This is a genomic window from Neorhizobium huautlense (assembly GCF_030811685.1).
In the GTDB taxonomy this organism is placed as follows: Bacteria; Pseudomonadota; Alphaproteobacteria; order Rhizobiales; family Rhizobiaceae; genus Neorhizobium; species Neorhizobium huautlense_A.
On sequence record NZ_JAUSRF010000001.1, the window covers coordinates 284398 to 300907 of the forward strand.

Consider the following 16510-nt stretch of genomic DNA (forward strand, 5'->3'; position numbering starts at 1 on the left):
CGATGACGGAGACGAAATGCCCGAGCCTGACCCTTGGCCCGGTCTATTACCTGTGGGACGCCGCCAAATGGCGCGATTTCCATTTCCGTATGGCCGATGAGGCTCCGGTCGACCGCGTGCTGATCGGCGAGACGGTCTGTTCCAAACGCCAGCATTTCATCGAGCCGCATCTGGCCGAGGTGGTGGAACGGCTGGAAGAGGCCGGCAAGGAAGTGGTGTTTTCCACCCTCTCGTTGGTGACCTTGGCGCGTGAAAGCAAGCAGGTCCGTGAGATGGCGGAGGCGAGCGACCATATGCTTGAGGCCAACGACCTCTCGGCGCTGGCCGTGCTGAAGCACAAACCGCATACGATCAGCCCGTTGATCAACGTCTATAACGCGCCGACCGCGCGGCTGCTGGCGAACCGTGGTGCCAAGACGATCTGCCTGCCGCCGGAACTGCCCTTTTCGTCAGTGAAGGAGATTGTCGCACACTGTCCCGAGATCGATTTCGAGGTTTTTGCCTTTGGCCGTATGCCGCTGGCCATCTCGGCGCGCTGCGCGCATGCCCGCTCCAAGGGCCGTATCAAGGACAATTGCCAGTTCGTCTGTGGCGAGGAGCCGGACGGGCTACCGGTAAAGACGCTGGACCGCCAATCGTTTCTGACGCTGAACGGTGTGCAGACGGTGTCACATGCCTGCCAATCTCTGCTCGGCGAACTCGATGATCTGGTTGCCGCCGGCATCCACTCCTTCCGGCTTTCGCCACAGGATTGCGACATGGTGGAAGTGGCAAAACTGTATCGCGCCGTGCTGGATGGAGAGATGGGCGCGGATGAGGCGATTGCGGATTTGCAAAAAATCTATCCGGCAGCGCCACTCTCGAATGGCTTTCACCACGCCCGTGAGGGTGCGGCATGGGTGGCGCGGGCGCGGAATTTGCAGGCGTCCTGACCCAAGAAGGCGCCTGCATGACAGGCCCGGTGCGTTTGCGACTGTGTTTGCCTGTCACCCGAAACATGATCGGCTCACCGAGGAAGGAGCGCCCTGCACGAGCGGACGATGGCTCGGTCAGCCGGTTCGTCGGCGTCAAAAAACATGACTAATGCAATCATATATATTGCATTGGTATCGTGTTTGTGGTCATTCCGGCTTTTGTTGCCGCCTCCAGAATGACGATCCCATCTGAGGTTGAAGGCTTCGGGACACATGACGCAGCCGGCATGACGGACAGCAACAGAAAAATTATCCTGCATATACTTCTGACCGGCTACAGTGATCTCGCCAGGCATCTGACACGCCGGTTCGGACGCGGTTCCGATGTCGATGACATTCTTCAGGATACCTACCTGAAACTCCAGAAAATTCCCGCTGATGCGGTGATCGGCAATCCCCGGTCCTATCTCTATCGCCTCGCGGATAATCTGGCGAAAGATCGTGTTCGGGGCGCCGCGGCACGAGAACGTTACATATCCGGCGACGTCATGCCCGATGTGGCGGAAGATCGCCCTTCTCCGGAACATGAAGCGGACTATCGTCAGCGTATGTTGATACTGGAGAAAGCCGTCCGCGAACTGCCTGATCGGCAACGTCAGGTATTTCTCATGCATAAGTTCGACGGGATGAGTTACGGCGATATCGCGATACAGCTTGGAATTAGCAAAAGTGCTGTAGAGAAGCTGATGATGAAGGCCCTGGTCCGTTGCCGCGATCGCCTGGATGGGCTGCTGGATTAGCACTATGAAAAAATCGTCGATGAGGGTGAGGCAGATGACGCCCGGAAACGTCTTAACACAGAGCGTTTTCTCAACGGACGGCAGAATTGCGTGCCCGAAACATCCCAAGAGATGGTAACCGTCATGGCACAACCGAACGAAACCGGCCACAGGGCGTCAAGAGAAGAGGCGGCTGCATGGTTTGCGCGGCTGCAATCGGACGATGTCAGCGCAGAAGATTATCGCGCTCACGAGGCCTGGATGTCGGCCTGTCACGAGAATGCACGGCAATATCTGAAGCTTTCTGCGATGTGGACCGAGATGGACGACATTGCCGATCCGAGGAAGCGATTATCCGTCGTCCGGCAACAGAGGCGCGCCGGTGCCGTTGGGCGCAGGTCGTTTCTGGCAGGCGGGGCCGCAGCTGCGCTCGCTGCAGGTCTTGTAGCCGTTCACGGATTGCCGGATGTACTCACCAGTGATTACACGACATCGGTTGCCGAACGCAGGAGCATTACACTCGACGATGGCTCCATCATCGACATGGATGCCGACACCGCTATTGCCGTGGATTTTTCCAGCACGGCGCGCAATCTGCACCTTCGGAAAGGGCGCGCCTTTTTCAAGGTCGCCAAAGACGCGGGCAGACCGTTTTCGGTCATCGCGAGGAATGGTCGGGCGACCGCACTCGGTACCGAGTTCGTGGTTCACAGCAGCGCCGACACGATCACTGTGGCCGTTGTGGAAAGCCGAGTATCGGTATCGTATCCCGGCGCCAGTTCAGCCATCCTCGATGCCGGAGAAAAAATCAGCTACGACCACGCTGGTCTGGGAGCCGTGACGACTGTCGACAGCGAAACGGAAATCGCATGGCAGCGCGGAAAGCTGATCTTCGAAGATGTTCCTCTGGGTCAGGTGGTCAGCGACCTGAACCGCTATCGCCGGGGTATCATCAAAGTGGTGGATAGCGACCTGCAAACTCTTCGTGTCAGCGGCATATTCGACGTGACCCGGCCAGACCGCGTGCTGGAAGCCATCACACAAACCCTGCCGGTGAAAGCATTGGCACTGACGCCCTACCTGATTTTGCTACACCCCGCGTGATCCCGCGATCAAGGCGGGTATCCAGCAAACAAATCATGATCAATTTTTTCAACTTTATGGGTGAGTTGTTCCTCATCGAAATCCGTCTTTGTCAGGAGTGACCGAAAAGCATGGTCGCGATGGGCAAGCAGGAGTTTGACGGGGCAATGAAAAACAGGTCGCAAAAGCGTAATCGGTTCAAGTCGGGTCTGGGTAGCCTCGGGCTGATACTTTGGACAACCGTTGCCATCCCCGCGGCTTATTCTCAAGACATGGGACAACGCGCCATCGTGCATAAAATCCCGGGCGGCGCTCTGGGCACGGCAATAACCAGATTTGGTGATAGCGCAGGATTGCAGATCCTGTATCCGGCAGATCTTGTTCGCGACAAAAAGACGAATGGTATTTCAGGACAGTTGACGGCGCACCAGGCTCTGGAAAGACTGCTTGATGGAACCGGGCTGGACTACCGGTTTACCGATTCCAATACCGTAACCATTACAAAGCCTGCAGCCCCCAATGATGGGGTTGCTGCAGACGGCTCGACCTTGCTCGACACAATCACGGTCACAACCGGACGTCATAAAAGCAGAACTGACACGCTCGGCGGCCTGGCGGACGAGGACGCAACTTATCGGACACCCGGCAGCAGTGCATTTCTGGATGAACAGAAGGTGCAGCGGTTTCGCGGTTCGTCTGCCGGCGATTTCATCAAGGGTACGCCAGGCGTTCTGACGGGAGACAACCGCAATAGCGGCGCCGTCGATGTGAACGTCCGCGGCATGCAGGGTTTTGGTCGTGTGCCTGTTGTCATCGATGGCACGGTACAGCAGAACACCGTCTACCGTGGTTATTCCGGCGTTGCATCCCGCAACTATGTCGATCCGGACATGATCGGCGGGGCGGTCATCGAAAAGGGACCATCCGCGAGCGTTTACGGTGTCGGAGCAACCGGCGGCTTGGTTCGCATGGAAACGATCAACGCCGGCGACATCATCACGGACGACAAGAACTGGGGCATCCGGGTGAGAGGCGGCATGATGGGCAATATGTCCTCGCCGCCTGCGGTCGGCACTCCGGGCGGCTATGCGCCGATGTCGAAATCGCGCTTCATAAGCGGCTGCAATTGGGCCTGCACGATTGAGCCCATACCCGAGAACCTGTTATCCGGCAGTGCCAAGGGTATGGATCGCCCTGCTTTTCTTGCACCGAAGTCCGGATCCGGCAGCGTAGCGTTTGCAGCCCGCAACGACATGCTCGAGGTTGTGGCAGCCTATGCAAAACGCAAGAACGGCAATTATTATGCCGGTACACGCGGACGCACACCGGTGCTGACGCAGACATCCGACAGGATTATTCGCCCTGGCCGACCCGGCAGGCCCGAACAGATCACCGATTACACCGTGTTCTCTCTCAATGGTCTCAATCGGTATCGCGCTGGGGAAGAAGTGCTGAATACCTCGCAGGACAATACCTCATATCTTTTGAAGGCGAAGCTGGAACTCGATGGTGGTCACATTTTCGATCTCAGCTACATGCGTTACCAAAGCATGTTCGGCGAGATGATGCCCTCGGTCATCCTGCGCTTCGATGGAGCGACACAGGCCCCGCTTAGCGAAGTGTCCGTCGATACGTACCGCGCCGGATACAAGTGGAATCCGGATGAGAATGACTGGATAGACCTCAAGGCCAATATCTGGATGACGGATACGGACACCCACATCCTCACGCCTTACGCATTCAGCTTCGGCAATGGTGTGACGATGGACATACCCCAGGCCTATTGGGACATTGCCAAGCGGTATGGCGCCGATATCGTCAACACATCCGAATTGTACACGGGCTGGGGAGACTTCGGCTTCTCGGTCGGCGGGTCCTTCGTCTACGAGACGATCGAGCCGCCACCGGGCCGGGTCAACATCGATTCCAATGATCTTCTGGCTTCACGCGATGGCTGGCGCAAGGAAGCCAGCGCATTCACGGCGGCAGAATGGAAACCGTTCGACTGGCTGAAGTTCGACGGCGCCCTGCGTTACACATGGACACAGTCCTACGACAACAACTCCAATTACGGTTCGACCCTGCACAACGAGGAGATGAACGACGGCTGGGCGCCCATGATCAGCGCCACGATCGAGCCATGGGATGGCGTGCAGTTTTACACGAGATATGCCGAGGCGATCCGCTCTCCCAGCCTTTTTGAATCAACCACCGGCTTTTCGTTCGGCACCAATCCGCTGGTCGGCGTGCGACCGGAACGCTCCCGCAACAAGGAAATCGGGATCAATCTTCTTCAGGAAGACCTGATGCTTCCCGGCGACAAGTTGCGGTTCAAGGCGTCCTATTTCAACAATGACGTCAAGGATTACCTGTCGCGCACGAACTATCCCAACGTGTCGGTGCGCAATATCGACCGGGCATTGTTTCGCGGATTCGAGGCGTCGGTCGGCTACGATGTCGGCTGGGGTTATTTCGATCTGGGTGGGACGATCTACGACAAAACCGAATTCTGCACGGAGCAGAGAGCGGGATTGACCTGCCTTCCGTCAGGCATCCCGAACGGATACGCCCAGATGCATCTGCCACCGCGCAAGAGCGCAACGCTGACAGCCGGCGTACGCATGCTGGACGATGCGCTGGAGGCCGGTGGACGTGTTACCTATGTCGGCAGTCGTGGAAGCATGACGACCGCTGAGACCGGCGGTTTCACCACCGTCGTCAACTGGGAGAAGTATACCTTGCTCGACCTGTTCGCGAGCTACAAGGTGAACGACAGTGTGAACATCGACGTTGCCGTCGATAACGTTACGGATGTCTATTACATGGATGCGCTGACACTCGGCCTCATGCCATCTCCCGGGCGTACTTTTCGCCTTAACATGACGGCCAAATTCTGAGGTCGGTTTTCCACTGATCTGCAACTCCGGCCTATCCCCGGCCCCGGTTCAAGGGACGGGGCCTGTCCATCTGCCTGCTTCACGTCGGTTTCTCCGCAGAACCGAGCCAGTGATGGAGCCTCCCGGACTGGACGACGTCGGCCGTGGCGTCACATTGTAGAAAATCCGCGGCATTGCGCCCGGCCCGTGGGCCGGACGCATCTGCATTCGAGTTTTAGTGCGCTTTCATCTCGCTGACGATCTGCTTTGCATTCATCGACGACGGATAATAGGTCGGCCAATTGGTCACTTCGTTGAGGAGTGCCGCACGGTCATTGCCCCAATAGAGGTGATAATGATCGGCCTTGTTCGGCGCGATACCGTGATCGCTGAACTGGATGAACTGCGGAGCCGACGCATCACCCTCGGCTTTCTTGAAGATGAACCGCACACCGCGATTGCCCTTCTTGTAGGTCAGGATTTCCTTGCCGTCATAGGCGTAACTTGCCTTGGAAGGCTTGCCATCCTTGTAGAAGGTCACGACATCACCGTCGATGGTGATGCGATCGACGTCGGTCTTGTAGCCAACCTCGTATTCCTTGCGGATATCCTCGACGCTCGCGGTACCCTTCTCAGCCTTGTGCTTCCATACCGGATCGAGAGTGCCGTCCTTCAGGAAAGGATAAACGGACTGCCAGTCGCCGGCATAGTCCGACAACGGGCGATCCTTCACCTGCTCGTCCTCGAAGTAGCCTGCGTAGATCTTGGGGTCGCCGTGGCTGTGGGCGTGATCGTGGCCGTCATGGTCATGGTCATGGCCTTCGCCATGTTCGTGGACCTTGCCGCTGCCGCCGGCAACAGCGATGTTGTAAGGCTTGCCCTCGACCTTGATCGTGCCGACTTCCTTGAGGTCCGTCTTGGAGATGCGGCGAACCAAACCTGCATTCGGATCGCTCATGACGATCTCGTCTCCGGCCATCGCGATACGCGGGCGCGGATCGTTCCAGTGGCCGTCCATGGAATAGGGCTCGGTGACCTTCGCGCTTTTGGAGATTTTGCCGTCGAGAACATCGATCTGGTTGAGCGAGCCGTCTTCAGTCAGAACATAACCGAAGCGCGCGTTTGCTGGATCGAGCGTGAAATCGACACGACGGAACGGCAGTTCGATATACTGGAAGTTCGGCGCATCGACGGGATCAACGATCACGAGACCCTTTGCGCCGTAGTTGCCCATGAAGACCTGCATGCTTTTTGCACCAAGCAGGGTGCCGGTCGTCTGCCCGCTTGGCAATTCCGCCGGGTAAGGCAGCAGCTTGGTGACCGGACCATCCGCGCTCGCGGTCACAGTGAGAATGCCTTCCTTGCAGCCTGCTGCCAGATAAGCACCGGAGAATGCTTCGCCATGGATTCCCGTGCACGTCGCCACATCGCCGGCCGGCGTCCCGTCTGCCTTGACGGCACGAAGACCCACGCGTGTCGGAGCAGCGTCACCCTCAACCGGAGCATCCGATGCCACGGTCGTCACCCAGCCGTTACCGACCGGAGCAGCAAAGCCGTGGTGGGCGCGAGCCTGCTTGAGGCGGGTAGATTCGATCTCGCCATGCGAGAGCTCATGCGCATCGACGATGTCGTTGTATCCGCCCTTGTCGAAGTTGATGACGATCTTGCCGTCATGATCGATAACATGGAACGGGCGCGGTCCGGTCAGCTGCTTTTCCACGGCCTTGGGATCGGAGATCTCGATATCGGCATGATCGCCATGGGCATGCAGCGAGATGCCGCTGTTGATGAAGTTGACGGCATCGTCGTCGGACTGGACCGACACGATGGCAGCACCTTCGTTGACGCTATAGAGCTTGTTCTGACCCTTGGTCTCGAAGGTCCAGCGGTTCTCAGGCTTGCTGAGGTCGAACGCAGTGATCTTTGCAGCATCATGGTCGCCCACGAAGACGCGATACAGCGTAACGTCTTCCTCATCGTCGTGTGCAAAAGCCTCATGACCGACAATTCCCACCGAAAGTGCGATGGCGGACACTCCCAGAATCAGGTTTCTCACGTTTTCCACGTTTCTCTCCTATTAATGATATATCATAACATTTTAATGCAGCAGCGGTGATCGGCACCGCCGGTTTCAGGCCCCGCTGATCGCGGCGACGATAGTCTTGACGTTGTATTCCATCATCTCGATGTAACTTGCCGCCGGGCCATCCGGAGGCGACAGGGCGTCCGAATAGAGCTTGCCGCCAAGTTTGAGACCGGCTTCGGAGGCAATCTGTTCAACAAGACGCGCATCGGAAATATTCTCGGCAAACACTGCCGCAGCGCGTTTCTCGCGGATTTCGCGAATGATCGAGGCAACATCGGCTGCCGAGGCCTCCGATTCCGTGGAGACGCCCTGCGGTGCAAGGAAGGTGACACCGTAATCCTTCTCGAAATAACGGTAGGCGTTATGAGCGACGACCGCGACGCGCCGATCCTGCGGAATGGCATCAACCGCTGTCTTGATCTCGTTGTGGAGCGCCGTCAGCTTCTCATTGTAGGAAGCGGCGTTCTTCTCATAGGCAGAGCATCCGTCCGCATCGGCCGCGCAGAAGGCCTTGGCTACGTTCTGCACGTAGATTTTTGCGTTCCCGATCGATTGCCAGGCATGGGGATCATTCGGCGTAGCGTGGAAGATCGCCTTCCCGTCCACGTAATGATAATGGCCGCCCTTGGGATCGTTCAGCACTTCGGCCCCGTCCGTTAAAACGGTCACCGGAGCCTTGGCCTCGCTCGCCTGGATCAGGCGGTCCATGAACCCTTCGAACATCAACCCGTTGACGAGGATCACGTCGGCGCGGGCCAGCGCGAGTGCGTCGGCGGGACGCGGCTCATAGACGTGGGCGTCGCTATCGGGACCGACCAGCGTCCTCAACTCGACACGATCGCCACCGACAATCTTGGCGAAGTCGCCGATGATCGAGAAGCTGGCGACGACCGAAAGCTTTCCGTCCTGCGCATGGGCAGGCAATGTCGTCGATCCGAGAGCCATGAACGTCAGGCTGGCAAATAATCGCGAAAGTTTCTTCATTTTCAGTTCCAAGATCAGTTTGAGTTTCATGCCGCCCTGTGGACGGCCCGCGGCAGTCGAGACAGCAGCAGTCCGCGAGGACTTGCCACGACCGAGACGAGATAGAAGACACCAGCAGACAACATGATGGATGGGCCTGAAGGCAGAGAGACATGATATGAAAGCAGCAGGCCGCCGACAGATGACACCAGCCCGATCGCAATGGCGAGGAAGCACATCACAGCCACCTGCTGCGTCCAGAACCGCGCGGCGGCGGCCGGCAGGATCATCAGCCCGACAGCAAGCAGCGTACCCAGCGCCTGAAAACCTGCGACAAGATTGGTTACGACAAGGCCAAGGAAGATGAAGTGAACCGGTGAGCCGAGCCGAGATACCGAGCGCAGGAACAGCGGATCCATGCATTCCGCGACGAGTGCGCGCCAGAAGATGCCGAGCATTCCGAGCGTCAACAAGGAGACAAGGGCAATCAGGATCAATGCGTCATTGTTGAGGGCAAGGACGGTACCGAACAGGACATGCATCAGATCGACGCTTGATCCGCGCAGCGAAACCATGAGCACACCCAGGGAAAGTGATATGAGATAGAAGGCGGCCATGGACGCGTCTTCCTTCTGCACGGTCAATCGCGCCACCGCGCCGGCTCCAAGCGCAACGAGGATACCGACGATCAGGCCGCCTATCGTCATCGGCACGATCTCAAGTCCGTAGAAGAGAAAACCTGCGGCAGCGCCCGGAAGAATCGCGTGCGCCATCGCGTCACCGGTCAGGCTCATGCGCCGAAGGGTCAGGAACACACCTACAGGGCACGCGCTGAGCGACAGCATGATGGCGCCCGCAAGCGCTCGCTGCATGAATGCGAATTCGATGAATGGGAGGATGAGTGCGTCGTAAACCATCGTCATCGCGCGCCTGCCTTCACCCTGTCTTGATGGTGTGAGTGGCCGTGGCTTCCGTGGACAGATGCCTCAGCCGCACACCAGGGCGCATTCTCATTCCACGCCTCGCGGTAGTGCCGCGCACCCAGCAGGTTCTCCTGTGAAAGCGTCTGGCGTGACGGGCCCCAAGCAACCGGGTGGCGTGCAAGGAGAAGCGTTTCCGGAAAATACGCCCGGACCAAATCGAGATCGTGGACGACGACCAGGACCGTACGCTCCTCACCATGCCAGATCGTGACAAGCCCGATCAGGTCCAGGATTGTCTGTTCGTCAACGGCGTTGAAGGGTTCGTCGAGAAGGATCAGATCGGCATCCTGCACCAGGACCCGAGCAAACAAGGCACGCTGCATCTGACCGCCCGACAGCGTATCGATCGCGCGCTTCTCGAAGCCCTCGAGCCCCACGGCGACGAGCGCCCGTGAAACCGCCTCGCGATCCTCTGCCCGATGCCGTCCAAGCAGACCGCGACGCGGCCACAGCCCCAGCGACACCAGATCGATGACACGGGCAGGAAAAGTGCGATCCAGTTCCGACTGCTGGGGAAGGTAGGCAAGACGGGTTCCGGCCGCGATGGAGCAGGTGCCGCCCATGGGCTTCAGCAATCCTGCGATACCTTTCATGAGCGTAGATTTGCCCGAGCCATTGCCGCCGACGACAGCCAGGAGGCTACCCTTCGCCACCTTTCCATTGAGATGATGCACGGCCGGATGCCGGTCGTATCCCAGTGTCAGGTCGGTGAAATTGAGGCAGGCTTGGACCACGGAAGAAACATCTTTCGTCAAATCGGGCAACAGGCGTATCCGCCCATTCATGTAATGTTATATCATCTATCGAGGAGATTTCGGGGAGGCAACCCGAAATATCGCGTCGGCACCAGAAAAGATGGACGGCTCGACAGATCGCTTCGCGGCGCGGGCTTCAAACTCTTTTAGTATAAGGGGGAGGCGGGGTTACCACACCATTCGCGCGCTCCAAGAAGGAGGCAAGCCACCCCCTTGCGTCGCAATCGCCAGAGCGATGCGCATCGAAATCTGCACGGCCTCTCCGTCATGCATCACCAAACGCCCGGGGAAACCGAGCGAGTTGGCCGCACCGCAAAATAAAAACCTTCGATATGCCTGTGATGCCGTTCCCGATATACGACACTGCCTCGCCCATGATTTGCGTGGCTGCGTCAGATCGCTGCTCGCTGGCTTTGACTGTGGAGCGCACCTGACCAGCAATTTTGCCGCTATCGCGTGGGAGAGGTGTCAGGCCAGCCAAGGCGCTGATAGCCCGGCGATTACGCTGACCGAGTTCGGGCAGACAGGCGATCAGCACTCCGACGGTAGCGGGACAGACAGCAGGCGCCGAGCCGAGAATGGCTTACTGTCGCTGCAATTCATGCAGCGGTGCAAGATACTATAGTGATGGAGCCCGTCCTTATCCTGCGCGATCGACACGCCTCGGCCTCCCGGCCAACTGTTCGGGTGGCATGCGAAAAGCAGCAGGCACGGAAAAGGATGACGACGGTGAGTGCCTGACATTGACCCACCGCCTGAGCGCTTAGGTGACCGGCCCTTTCAAAAAGGTCCAGGCCCGAAAAGTCAGCGCGCCAGCCAGCCACCATCGACCGGCAGAACCGTGCCATGCACGTAATCCGAAGCCTTGGATGCCAGGAATACCGCAGCACCGCCAAGCTCTGACGGCGTGCCCCAGCGACCGGCCGGGATACGCGCCAGAATGGCCTCGTTGCGATCCGGGTCTTCCCGTAGCGCTGTCGTGTTGTTGGTCGAAAAATAGCCCGGCGCGATGGCGTTGACATTGACGCCCTTGCCCGCCCATTCGCAGGCCAGCAGTTTTGTCAGCCCCGCCAGACCGCTTTTGGAGGCGGTATAGGACGGGATTCGGATACCGCCCTGGAAGGACAGGAGCGACGCGATGTTGATGATCTTGCCGCTGCCGCGTTCCAGCATGTGGCGGCCGGCCGCCTGTGACAGGAAGAACGCCGTCTTCAGGTTGACGTCGATGACGGCGTCCCAATCTTCCTCGGTGAAATCAACGGCATCGGCCCTGCGGATGATGCCGGCATTGTTGACCAGGATGTCGAGCTTTCCGAAGGTGGAGATCGTCTCCGACACGATGCCCTTGACGGGTTCGATCGAACCGAGATCCGCCTTGATGACATGAAAACCGGTGCCGGCTTTTTTGACCGCCGCCTCGGTTTCATCCATTGACGAGCGGCCGACGGCCACGATGGAGGCCCCGGCTTCGGCGAGCGCAATCGCGATCGCCTGGCCGATGCCGGTGTTTGCGCCGGTAACAACGGCCACCTGGCCGGAAAGATCGAACAAGGTCATCGATTATCTCACTTCAGGAATTCGGCGCGATGCGGGGTGAAGACGTCGATCAGCCGTCCGGCTTCAAGCGCTTTCACGCCATGAACCAGATCCGGCGGCACGATGAAGCTGCCACCCTTGACGAGCGTTTCGGTGCGCCCGTCGATGGTGACTTCAAACGCGCCTTCCGCGACATAGCTTGCCTGGATGTGCGGGTGGTTATGTTTCGCACCGATGGCACCGGCCTCGAACACCACTTCCACCATCATCATTTCCGGCAGATAGGTCATGATGCGGCGGGTGACGCCCGGCTCCGGGCTCACCCATTCGGCGCCCTCGGCCGAGACGAACAGATCACTCGATGACATGATCGCGCCTCACTTCAGGTCTTCGATGGCGACCGGATCGACATCGGTATAATCGACATTGTCACCGGCCATGGCCCAGATGAACGTGTAGCTGGACGTGCCGGCACCCGAGTGGATCGACCAGCCCGGCGACAGGATGGCCTCTTCGTTCTTGACGATCAGGTGGCGGGTTTCATCCGGCTCGCCCATCAGGTGAATGACGCGCGCCTTTTCCGGCAGGTCGAAATAGAGATAGGCTTCCATGCGGCGGTCATGGATATGGCAGGGCATGGTGTTCCAGACCGAACCTTCGGCAAGCGTGGTCATGCCGACAACGAGCTGGCAGGTCTTTGCGCCTTCCGGGTGGATGAACTGGAAGATCGAACGTTCATTGCTGGTGGCCTGCGATCCGAGATCGATACGCTTGGCATCGGAAATGCCGATATGCTGTGCCGGATGCTTGAAATGCGCAGGCGCGCTGAGCAGATAGAACTTTGCCGGGTTGGCGGCGTCGTCCGAGGCGAAAGTGACCGAGGAACCGAGACCGGCATAAACCATGTCACGCGTGCCGGCGGCAAACTTTTCACCATCGACGGTAACAGAACCCGCACCGCCGATATTGACGGCGATCAGTTCGCGGCGGGCAAGCAGCTTGTCGGTGCCGGCCGGCTTGATGGTTTCCAGTTCGAGCGGCGAAGATGTCGGCGTCGCGCCACCGACGATCATGCGGTCGTAATTGGTGTAATGCAGCTGGATGCGGCCATCCACGAAAAGCGGCGGCAGCAGGAAATGGTCACGCAGTTGCGCCGTGTTGAAACCGGCTGCCGTCATCGGGTCGATGGCGAAGCGATTGGTATAATCGGTGTGACTCATGTTATCTCCCAAAACTCCTCAAGTTGAAGTCATCATACATATTGACGAAACGCATACAACATGCGGCTCCTAAAATTTGCTGTCTACCATCTGCATGTCATTGCCAAAGCCAGACATTTCAACATTTTTCGATGAAATAAAAAATGCGAAACGCTATGAGCGCTTGCAAACAAATCGTGTTATTGCTGTCATGAATTTGTCTATTTTGATATGAAGCAGGCCAGATGAAGCACCCCGACATCGCATCCAGCTCTCAGGAACCCGGCAATGCCCGACGCCAGAAACTGTCGGATCGAATTGTCGTTGCGCTGCGACGGGATTTTCTGTCGGGCCAGGTCGACATCGGCCAGAAACTGCCGACGGAAACCCAGCTTGCCGATGATTTCGAGGTAAGCCGGACTGTCGTGCGCGAAGCGATTGCCACTCTGGTGGCCGATGGGCTGCTGGAAACCCGGCAGGGTGCCGGCATGTTCGTTCTGAAACACCAGATGACTGCCCCGACACAGGTCACCGCAACAGCCAAGGCGGTCGATCAGTCCGGCAACATCTCTCATGCACTGAACGTGCTGGAAGTGCGCATCGCGCTGGAAATGGAAAGTGCTGCCCTTGCCGCCACCCGCCGCAGTGCCTCGCAAGAGGCACAGATTCAGGAACGGTTTTTCGAATTCGAACATCTGCTGAAACAGGGAGAGCCAACCGGCGCTGCCGACTTCGCCTTTCACCGGGCGATCGCCGAAGCGACCAACAATGCCTTTTACGTGGAAGTGCTGGATTCGCTCGGCAGCCGCACCATTCCCTGCGACGTGACCTCGCCTTATGCCACGGAGGACGTGCTGTCCTTCACCTATCAGGCCGGCCTGCAACGCGAGCATCTGGCGATCCTGAACGCGATTTCGGCCGGCGATGCGGCGGCGGCGCGCGATGCCATGCGCGCGCATCTGGCCGCCAGCCAGGAGCGTTATCGCCAGCGCCTGCAGGAACGGCGCACGCGTTACCTGAACGATCAGACCGTGTGATAGGCGCGGTTCAGGTAGATCAGTGATTTGCCGCCATCGCTCACCTGACTATCGAGCACGCGGCAGATGAGGATATCGTGGCTGTGGCCGTCGGCGACCGAGGTGATCTCGCAATCGAATGAGGCCAGGGCTCCATCCAGTGCAAGACTGCCGCTCGGCAATTCCGTCCATGACGCGCCGGCAAACCGCTGCTCGACCGGGGTCTTGCCGCCAAAAAGCCGGCTGAGGTCCTGATGGTCGGCAGAAAGCACGTTGACGCAAAGCGTGCCATTGCCCTTGACCGGCCAATAGGCACTCGACGTCTTGTTGAGGCAGACAAGCAGGGTCGGCGGATTGTCGGAGACGCTGCAGACGGCGGTGGCAGCAAAACCGGCGCGACCGGCAGCGCCCGACGTGGTGACGATGTGTACGGCAGCACCAAGCTTTGCCATGGCGTTGCGGTATTCTTCACGCCGCACATTTTCGATGTCTTCCGGCACGTCCGATAAAGCCTGCCCCTGCATGCTCATTCTCCGAGGATCCGGCAGGCGTCATCGAAATCGAGGCGCGGCAGGCGATCGAACACTTTTGACGGATCGCCATGACCGAGATTGATGAGAAAATTCGACTTCCACGTCGTGCCGGCAAAAAACTCGGCATCGACCTTGGCCTTGTCGAAACCGGACATCGGACCGGTATCGAGTCCGAGGGCACGGGCGGCAAGGATGAGATAGGCGGCCTGTAGCGTGCCGTTGCGAAAGGCAGTTTCTTCTGCCGCCGCCGGGCTGGACGTGAACCAGCTGCGAGCATCCGCATGCGGGAAAAGCTCTGGCAGTTTTTCGTAGAATTCGCCGTCATAGGCGGCAATCACCGTTACCGGTGCAGCCATGGTCTTTTCCAGATTGCCGGAGGACAAGGCGGGCTTCAGCCGCTCCTTGGCAGCCGGGCCCTTTACGAAGACAAAACGCGCCGGCGAGCAATTGGCAGATGTCGGACCCATCTTCGCGAGATCATAGAGCTTCTTCAGCACCTCGTCCGACATATCGCCGGGCAACCAGCCATTCTGGGTACGGGCTGAGAAAAACAGCGTATCGAGTGCCTGCTGGTCAAGACTATTCGTCATTGGAAATCCTGAAATCTATCGATCGTTGAGGAAGGAAAGCATGGCGGCGTTAAAAGCCTGCGGGTCCACGACATTGACGGCATGGGCACCGAATTCGAAAAGGGCAAGCGTGGCATCCGGCAGAGCACGGCCAAGTTGAAGCGAACGGCTATAGGGTACCAGCATATCATCCTTCGTGGCGACCACCAGCGTGGGCGCCGTCACATCGCCAAGCCGGTCCTCGATATCGAATGCCCTCAATGCTGCGATGCGGCGTAGAATATTCTCCCTTCCCTGAAAATGCGAAAGCGCATGTTTTTCTTCTTCTTCCATTCGCGCGGAATTTTCTGCCATCCAGATGGCCGGATAGAGAAACAATGGCTGCGCCTTGACGAAAGCCGGCACGCCGGAGTTTTCGAGAAGCGCGATACGCACGTCGAAACAACGCCCGGAATGCGGATCGGCCTTGGCCCAGGCATTGATGAGGACGATCTTTTCGATGCGCTCGGGAAAACGCAACGCAAGGTCGAGGCCAACCAGACCACCGAACGCGTGCCCCATGAAACTGAATGAGGTCAGCCCCAACCCTGATGCGATCTCCATGACCTCATCGGCCATGTCGCTGATCGAATAACCTTCCGGCACCTCGCCCGGCGAACGGCCGGTGCCGAAATGATCATAGGTGACGACGCGGAACCGCGCCTTCAGCGCCTCCATCTGCGGCGCCCAATAGGCGGCACTGCCGCCGAGGCCCGACGACAGAATGATCGTCGAGGCATCGGCAGCATCGGAACCACGCACATCGAAATGCAGCATGCCGTTATTTCCCGATATGCGCCACAGTGGCGATTTCGACCAGCGCATCCGGCTTTACCAGCCCGCATTGGATGCAATACCGCGCCGGTTTGTCGCCCGGAAAATACTCGGCATAAACGGTATTCACCGCCTGATAATTGGCCCAGTCAGTAATAAAAATGTGGTTCATGGTGACATCCTCCATCGTGCCGCCGGCGGTTTCGATCACCGACTTGATGACCTCCAGCACATGGCGGGTCTGGGCACCTGCATCACCGATATGGACGACGTCATTGTTCTTGTCGAAAGGCAGCGTGCCCGAGACATACACGACGCCATCGGCAAGCGTACCGGGCGAATAGGGCGCAATCGGCTTTTGGGTGCCTTCCGGCACGATGATCGTTTTCGGCATTTTTCCTCTCC

Annotated in this window: 17 protein-coding genes; 5 read left to right on the plus strand and 12 right to left on the minus strand. The window is 58.5% G+C overall.

The window, feature by feature from the left end:
* Nucleotides 1-2: 2 nt before the first annotated feature.
* The 4 genes from ubiV (at nt 3) to J2T09_RS01225 (ending at nt 5673) form a co-directional block, all read left to right on the plus strand.
* Nucleotides 3-932, plus strand: coding sequence for a ubiquinone anaerobic biosynthesis protein UbiV (ubiV, locus tag J2T09_RS01210; protein WP_306830201.1), 930 nt, complete (start codon nt 3-5; stop codon nt 930-932).
* Between the two features lie 179 nt (nt 933-1111).
* The gene (locus J2T09_RS01215; RefSeq protein WP_306830203.1) at nt 1112-1714 is read left to right on the plus strand and encodes an RNA polymerase sigma factor; all 603 of its coding nucleotides are present in this window, start codon (nt 1112-1114) and stop codon (nt 1712-1714) included.
* A gap of 123 nt (nt 1715-1837) precedes the next feature.
* Nucleotides 1838-2797 carry a FecR family protein gene (locus J2T09_RS01220; RefSeq protein ID WP_306830205.1) on the plus strand — a complete coding sequence of 320 codons (960 nt, stop codon included), beginning with the start codon at nt 1838-1840 and terminating at the stop codon, nt 2795-2797.
* A gap of 251 nt (nt 2798-3048) precedes the next feature.
* Nucleotides 3049-5673, plus strand: coding sequence for a TonB-dependent receptor (locus J2T09_RS01225; RefSeq protein WP_306830207.1), 2625 nt, complete (start codon nt 3049-3051; stop codon nt 5671-5673).
* A gap of 214 nt (nt 5674-5887) precedes the next feature.
* Here J2T09_RS01225 and J2T09_RS01230 read toward each other — a convergent pair whose 3' ends face one another.
* The 8 genes from J2T09_RS01230 to kduI all read right to left on the minus strand — a co-directional run bounded on the left by J2T09_RS01230 (nt 5888) and on the right by kduI (nt 13195).
* Nucleotides 5888-6577, minus strand: coding sequence for a ZinT family metal-binding protein (locus J2T09_RS01230; protein WP_373458355.1), 690 nt, complete (start codon nt 6575-6577; stop codon nt 5888-5890).
* Nucleotides 6578-7783: 1206 nt separating this feature from the next.
* Nucleotides 7784-8722, minus strand: a complete 939-nt coding sequence (aztC, locus tag J2T09_RS01235) for a zinc ABC transporter substrate-binding protein AztC (protein WP_306830209.1) — start codon at nt 8720-8722, stop codon at nt 7784-7786.
* Nucleotides 8723-8748: 26 nt separating this feature from the next.
* Complete coding sequence (gene aztB / locus J2T09_RS01240; RefSeq protein ID WP_306830211.1) at nt 8749-9624, minus strand: zinc ABC transporter permease AztB; 876 nt, start codon at nt 9622-9624, stop codon at nt 8749-8751.
* Entirely contained in the window at nt 9621-10418 is a 798-nt protein-coding gene (gene aztA / locus J2T09_RS01245; protein ID WP_306830772.1) for a zinc ABC transporter ATP-binding protein AztA, read from the minus strand. Before aztA ends, aztB begins: the two co-directional genes overlap by 4 nt.
* A gap of 286 nt (nt 10419-10704) precedes the next feature.
* Entirely contained in the window at nt 10705-11019 is a 315-nt protein-coding gene (locus J2T09_RS27550; protein ID WP_373458356.1) for a transposase, read from the minus strand.
* Nucleotides 11020-11243: 224 nt separating this feature from the next.
* Nucleotides 11244-11996, minus strand: coding sequence for a 2-dehydro-3-deoxy-D-gluconate 5-dehydrogenase KduD (gene kduD, locus J2T09_RS01255; RefSeq protein WP_306830213.1), 753 nt, complete (start codon nt 11994-11996; stop codon nt 11244-11246).
* A gap of 8 nt (nt 11997-12004) precedes the next feature.
* A complete protein-coding gene (locus J2T09_RS01260; RefSeq protein WP_306830215.1) occupies nt 12005-12343 on the minus strand; it encodes a cupin domain-containing protein in 339 nt (112 codons plus the stop codon).
* Between the two features lie 9 nt (nt 12344-12352).
* Nucleotides 12353-13195, minus strand: a complete 843-nt coding sequence (kduI, locus tag J2T09_RS01265) for a 5-dehydro-4-deoxy-D-glucuronate isomerase (RefSeq protein ID WP_306830218.1) — start codon at nt 13193-13195, stop codon at nt 12353-12355.
* 224 nt (nt 13196-13419) lie between these two features.
* On the opposite strand from kduI, the gene J2T09_RS01270 reads away from it, so the two are divergent.
* The gene (locus J2T09_RS01270) at nt 13420-14211 is read left to right on the plus strand and encodes a FadR/GntR family transcriptional regulator (protein WP_306830220.1); all 792 of its coding nucleotides are present in this window, start codon (nt 13420-13422) and stop codon (nt 14209-14211) included.
* Here the strand turns inward: J2T09_RS01270 and J2T09_RS01275 are convergent.
* From J2T09_RS01275 to rutC, 4 genes are read right to left on the minus strand one after another with little or no spacing between them, the layout of a single operon-like run.
* Nucleotides 14199-14714, minus strand: coding sequence for a flavin reductase (locus J2T09_RS01275; protein ID WP_306830222.1), 516 nt, complete (start codon nt 14712-14714; stop codon nt 14199-14201). The two genes, J2T09_RS01270 and J2T09_RS01275, sit on opposite strands and share 13 nt — an antisense overlap.
* A 2-nt stretch (nt 14715-14716) precedes the next feature.
* The gene (locus tag J2T09_RS01280) at nt 14717-15313 is read right to left on the minus strand and encodes a malonic semialdehyde reductase (protein ID WP_306830224.1); all 597 of its coding nucleotides are present in this window, start codon (nt 15311-15313) and stop codon (nt 14717-14719) included.
* Nucleotides 15314-15328: 15 nt separating this feature from the next.
* On the minus strand, nt 15329-16108 hold the full coding sequence (gene rutD / locus J2T09_RS01285) for a pyrimidine utilization protein D (RefSeq protein WP_306830226.1): 780 nt from the start codon (nt 16106-16108) through the stop codon (nt 15329-15331).
* A gap of 4 nt (nt 16109-16112) precedes the next feature.
* Entirely contained in the window at nt 16113-16499 is a 387-nt protein-coding gene (gene rutC, locus J2T09_RS01290; protein ID WP_306830228.1) for a pyrimidine utilization protein C, read from the minus strand.
* Nucleotides 16500-16510: the final 11 nt, after the last annotated feature.

Coding starts and splice junctions, on each gene's coding strand:
- rutD (WP_306830226.1), bottom strand. CDS start 16,108: ATGCTGCATTTCGATGTGCGTGGTTCCGATGCTGCCGATGCCTCGACG.
- J2T09_RS01220 (WP_306830205.1), top strand. CDS start 1,838: ATGGCACAACCGAACGAAACCGGCCACAGGGCGTCAAGAGAAGAGGCG.
- kduD (WP_306830213.1), bottom strand. CDS start 11,996: ATGACCTTGTTCGATCTTTCCGGCCAGGTGGCCGTTGTTACCGGCGCA.
- ubiV (WP_306830201.1), top strand. CDS start 3: ATGACGGAGACGAAATGCCCGAGCCTGACCCTTGGCCCGGTCTATTAC.
- aztB (WP_306830211.1), bottom strand. CDS start 9,624: ATGACGATGGTTTACGACGCACTCATCCTCCCATTCATCGAATTCGCA.
- aztC (WP_306830209.1), bottom strand. CDS start 8,722: ATGAAGAAACTTTCGCGATTATTTGCCAGCCTGACGTTCATGGCTCTC.
- rutC (WP_306830228.1), bottom strand. CDS start 16,499: ATGCCGAAAACGATCATCGTGCCGGAAGGCACCCAAAAGCCGATTGCG.
- J2T09_RS01280 (WP_306830224.1), bottom strand. CDS start 15,313: ATGACGAATAGTCTTGACCAGCAGGCACTCGATACGCTGTTTTTCTCA.
- kduI (WP_306830218.1), bottom strand. CDS start 13,195: ATGAGTCACACCGATTATACCAATCGCTTCGCCATCGACCCGATGACG.
- J2T09_RS01270 (WP_306830220.1), top strand. CDS start 13,420: ATGAAGCACCCCGACATCGCATCCAGCTCTCAGGAACCCGGCAATGCC.
- J2T09_RS01260 (WP_306830215.1), bottom strand. CDS start 12,343: ATGTCATCGAGTGATCTGTTCGTCTCGGCCGAGGGCGCCGAATGGGTG.
- J2T09_RS01225 (WP_306830207.1), top strand. CDS start 3,049: ATGGGACAACGCGCCATCGTGCATAAAATCCCGGGCGGCGCTCTGGGC.
- J2T09_RS01275 (WP_306830222.1), bottom strand. CDS start 14,714: ATGCAGGGGCAGGCTTTATCGGACGTGCCGGAAGACATCGAAAATGTG.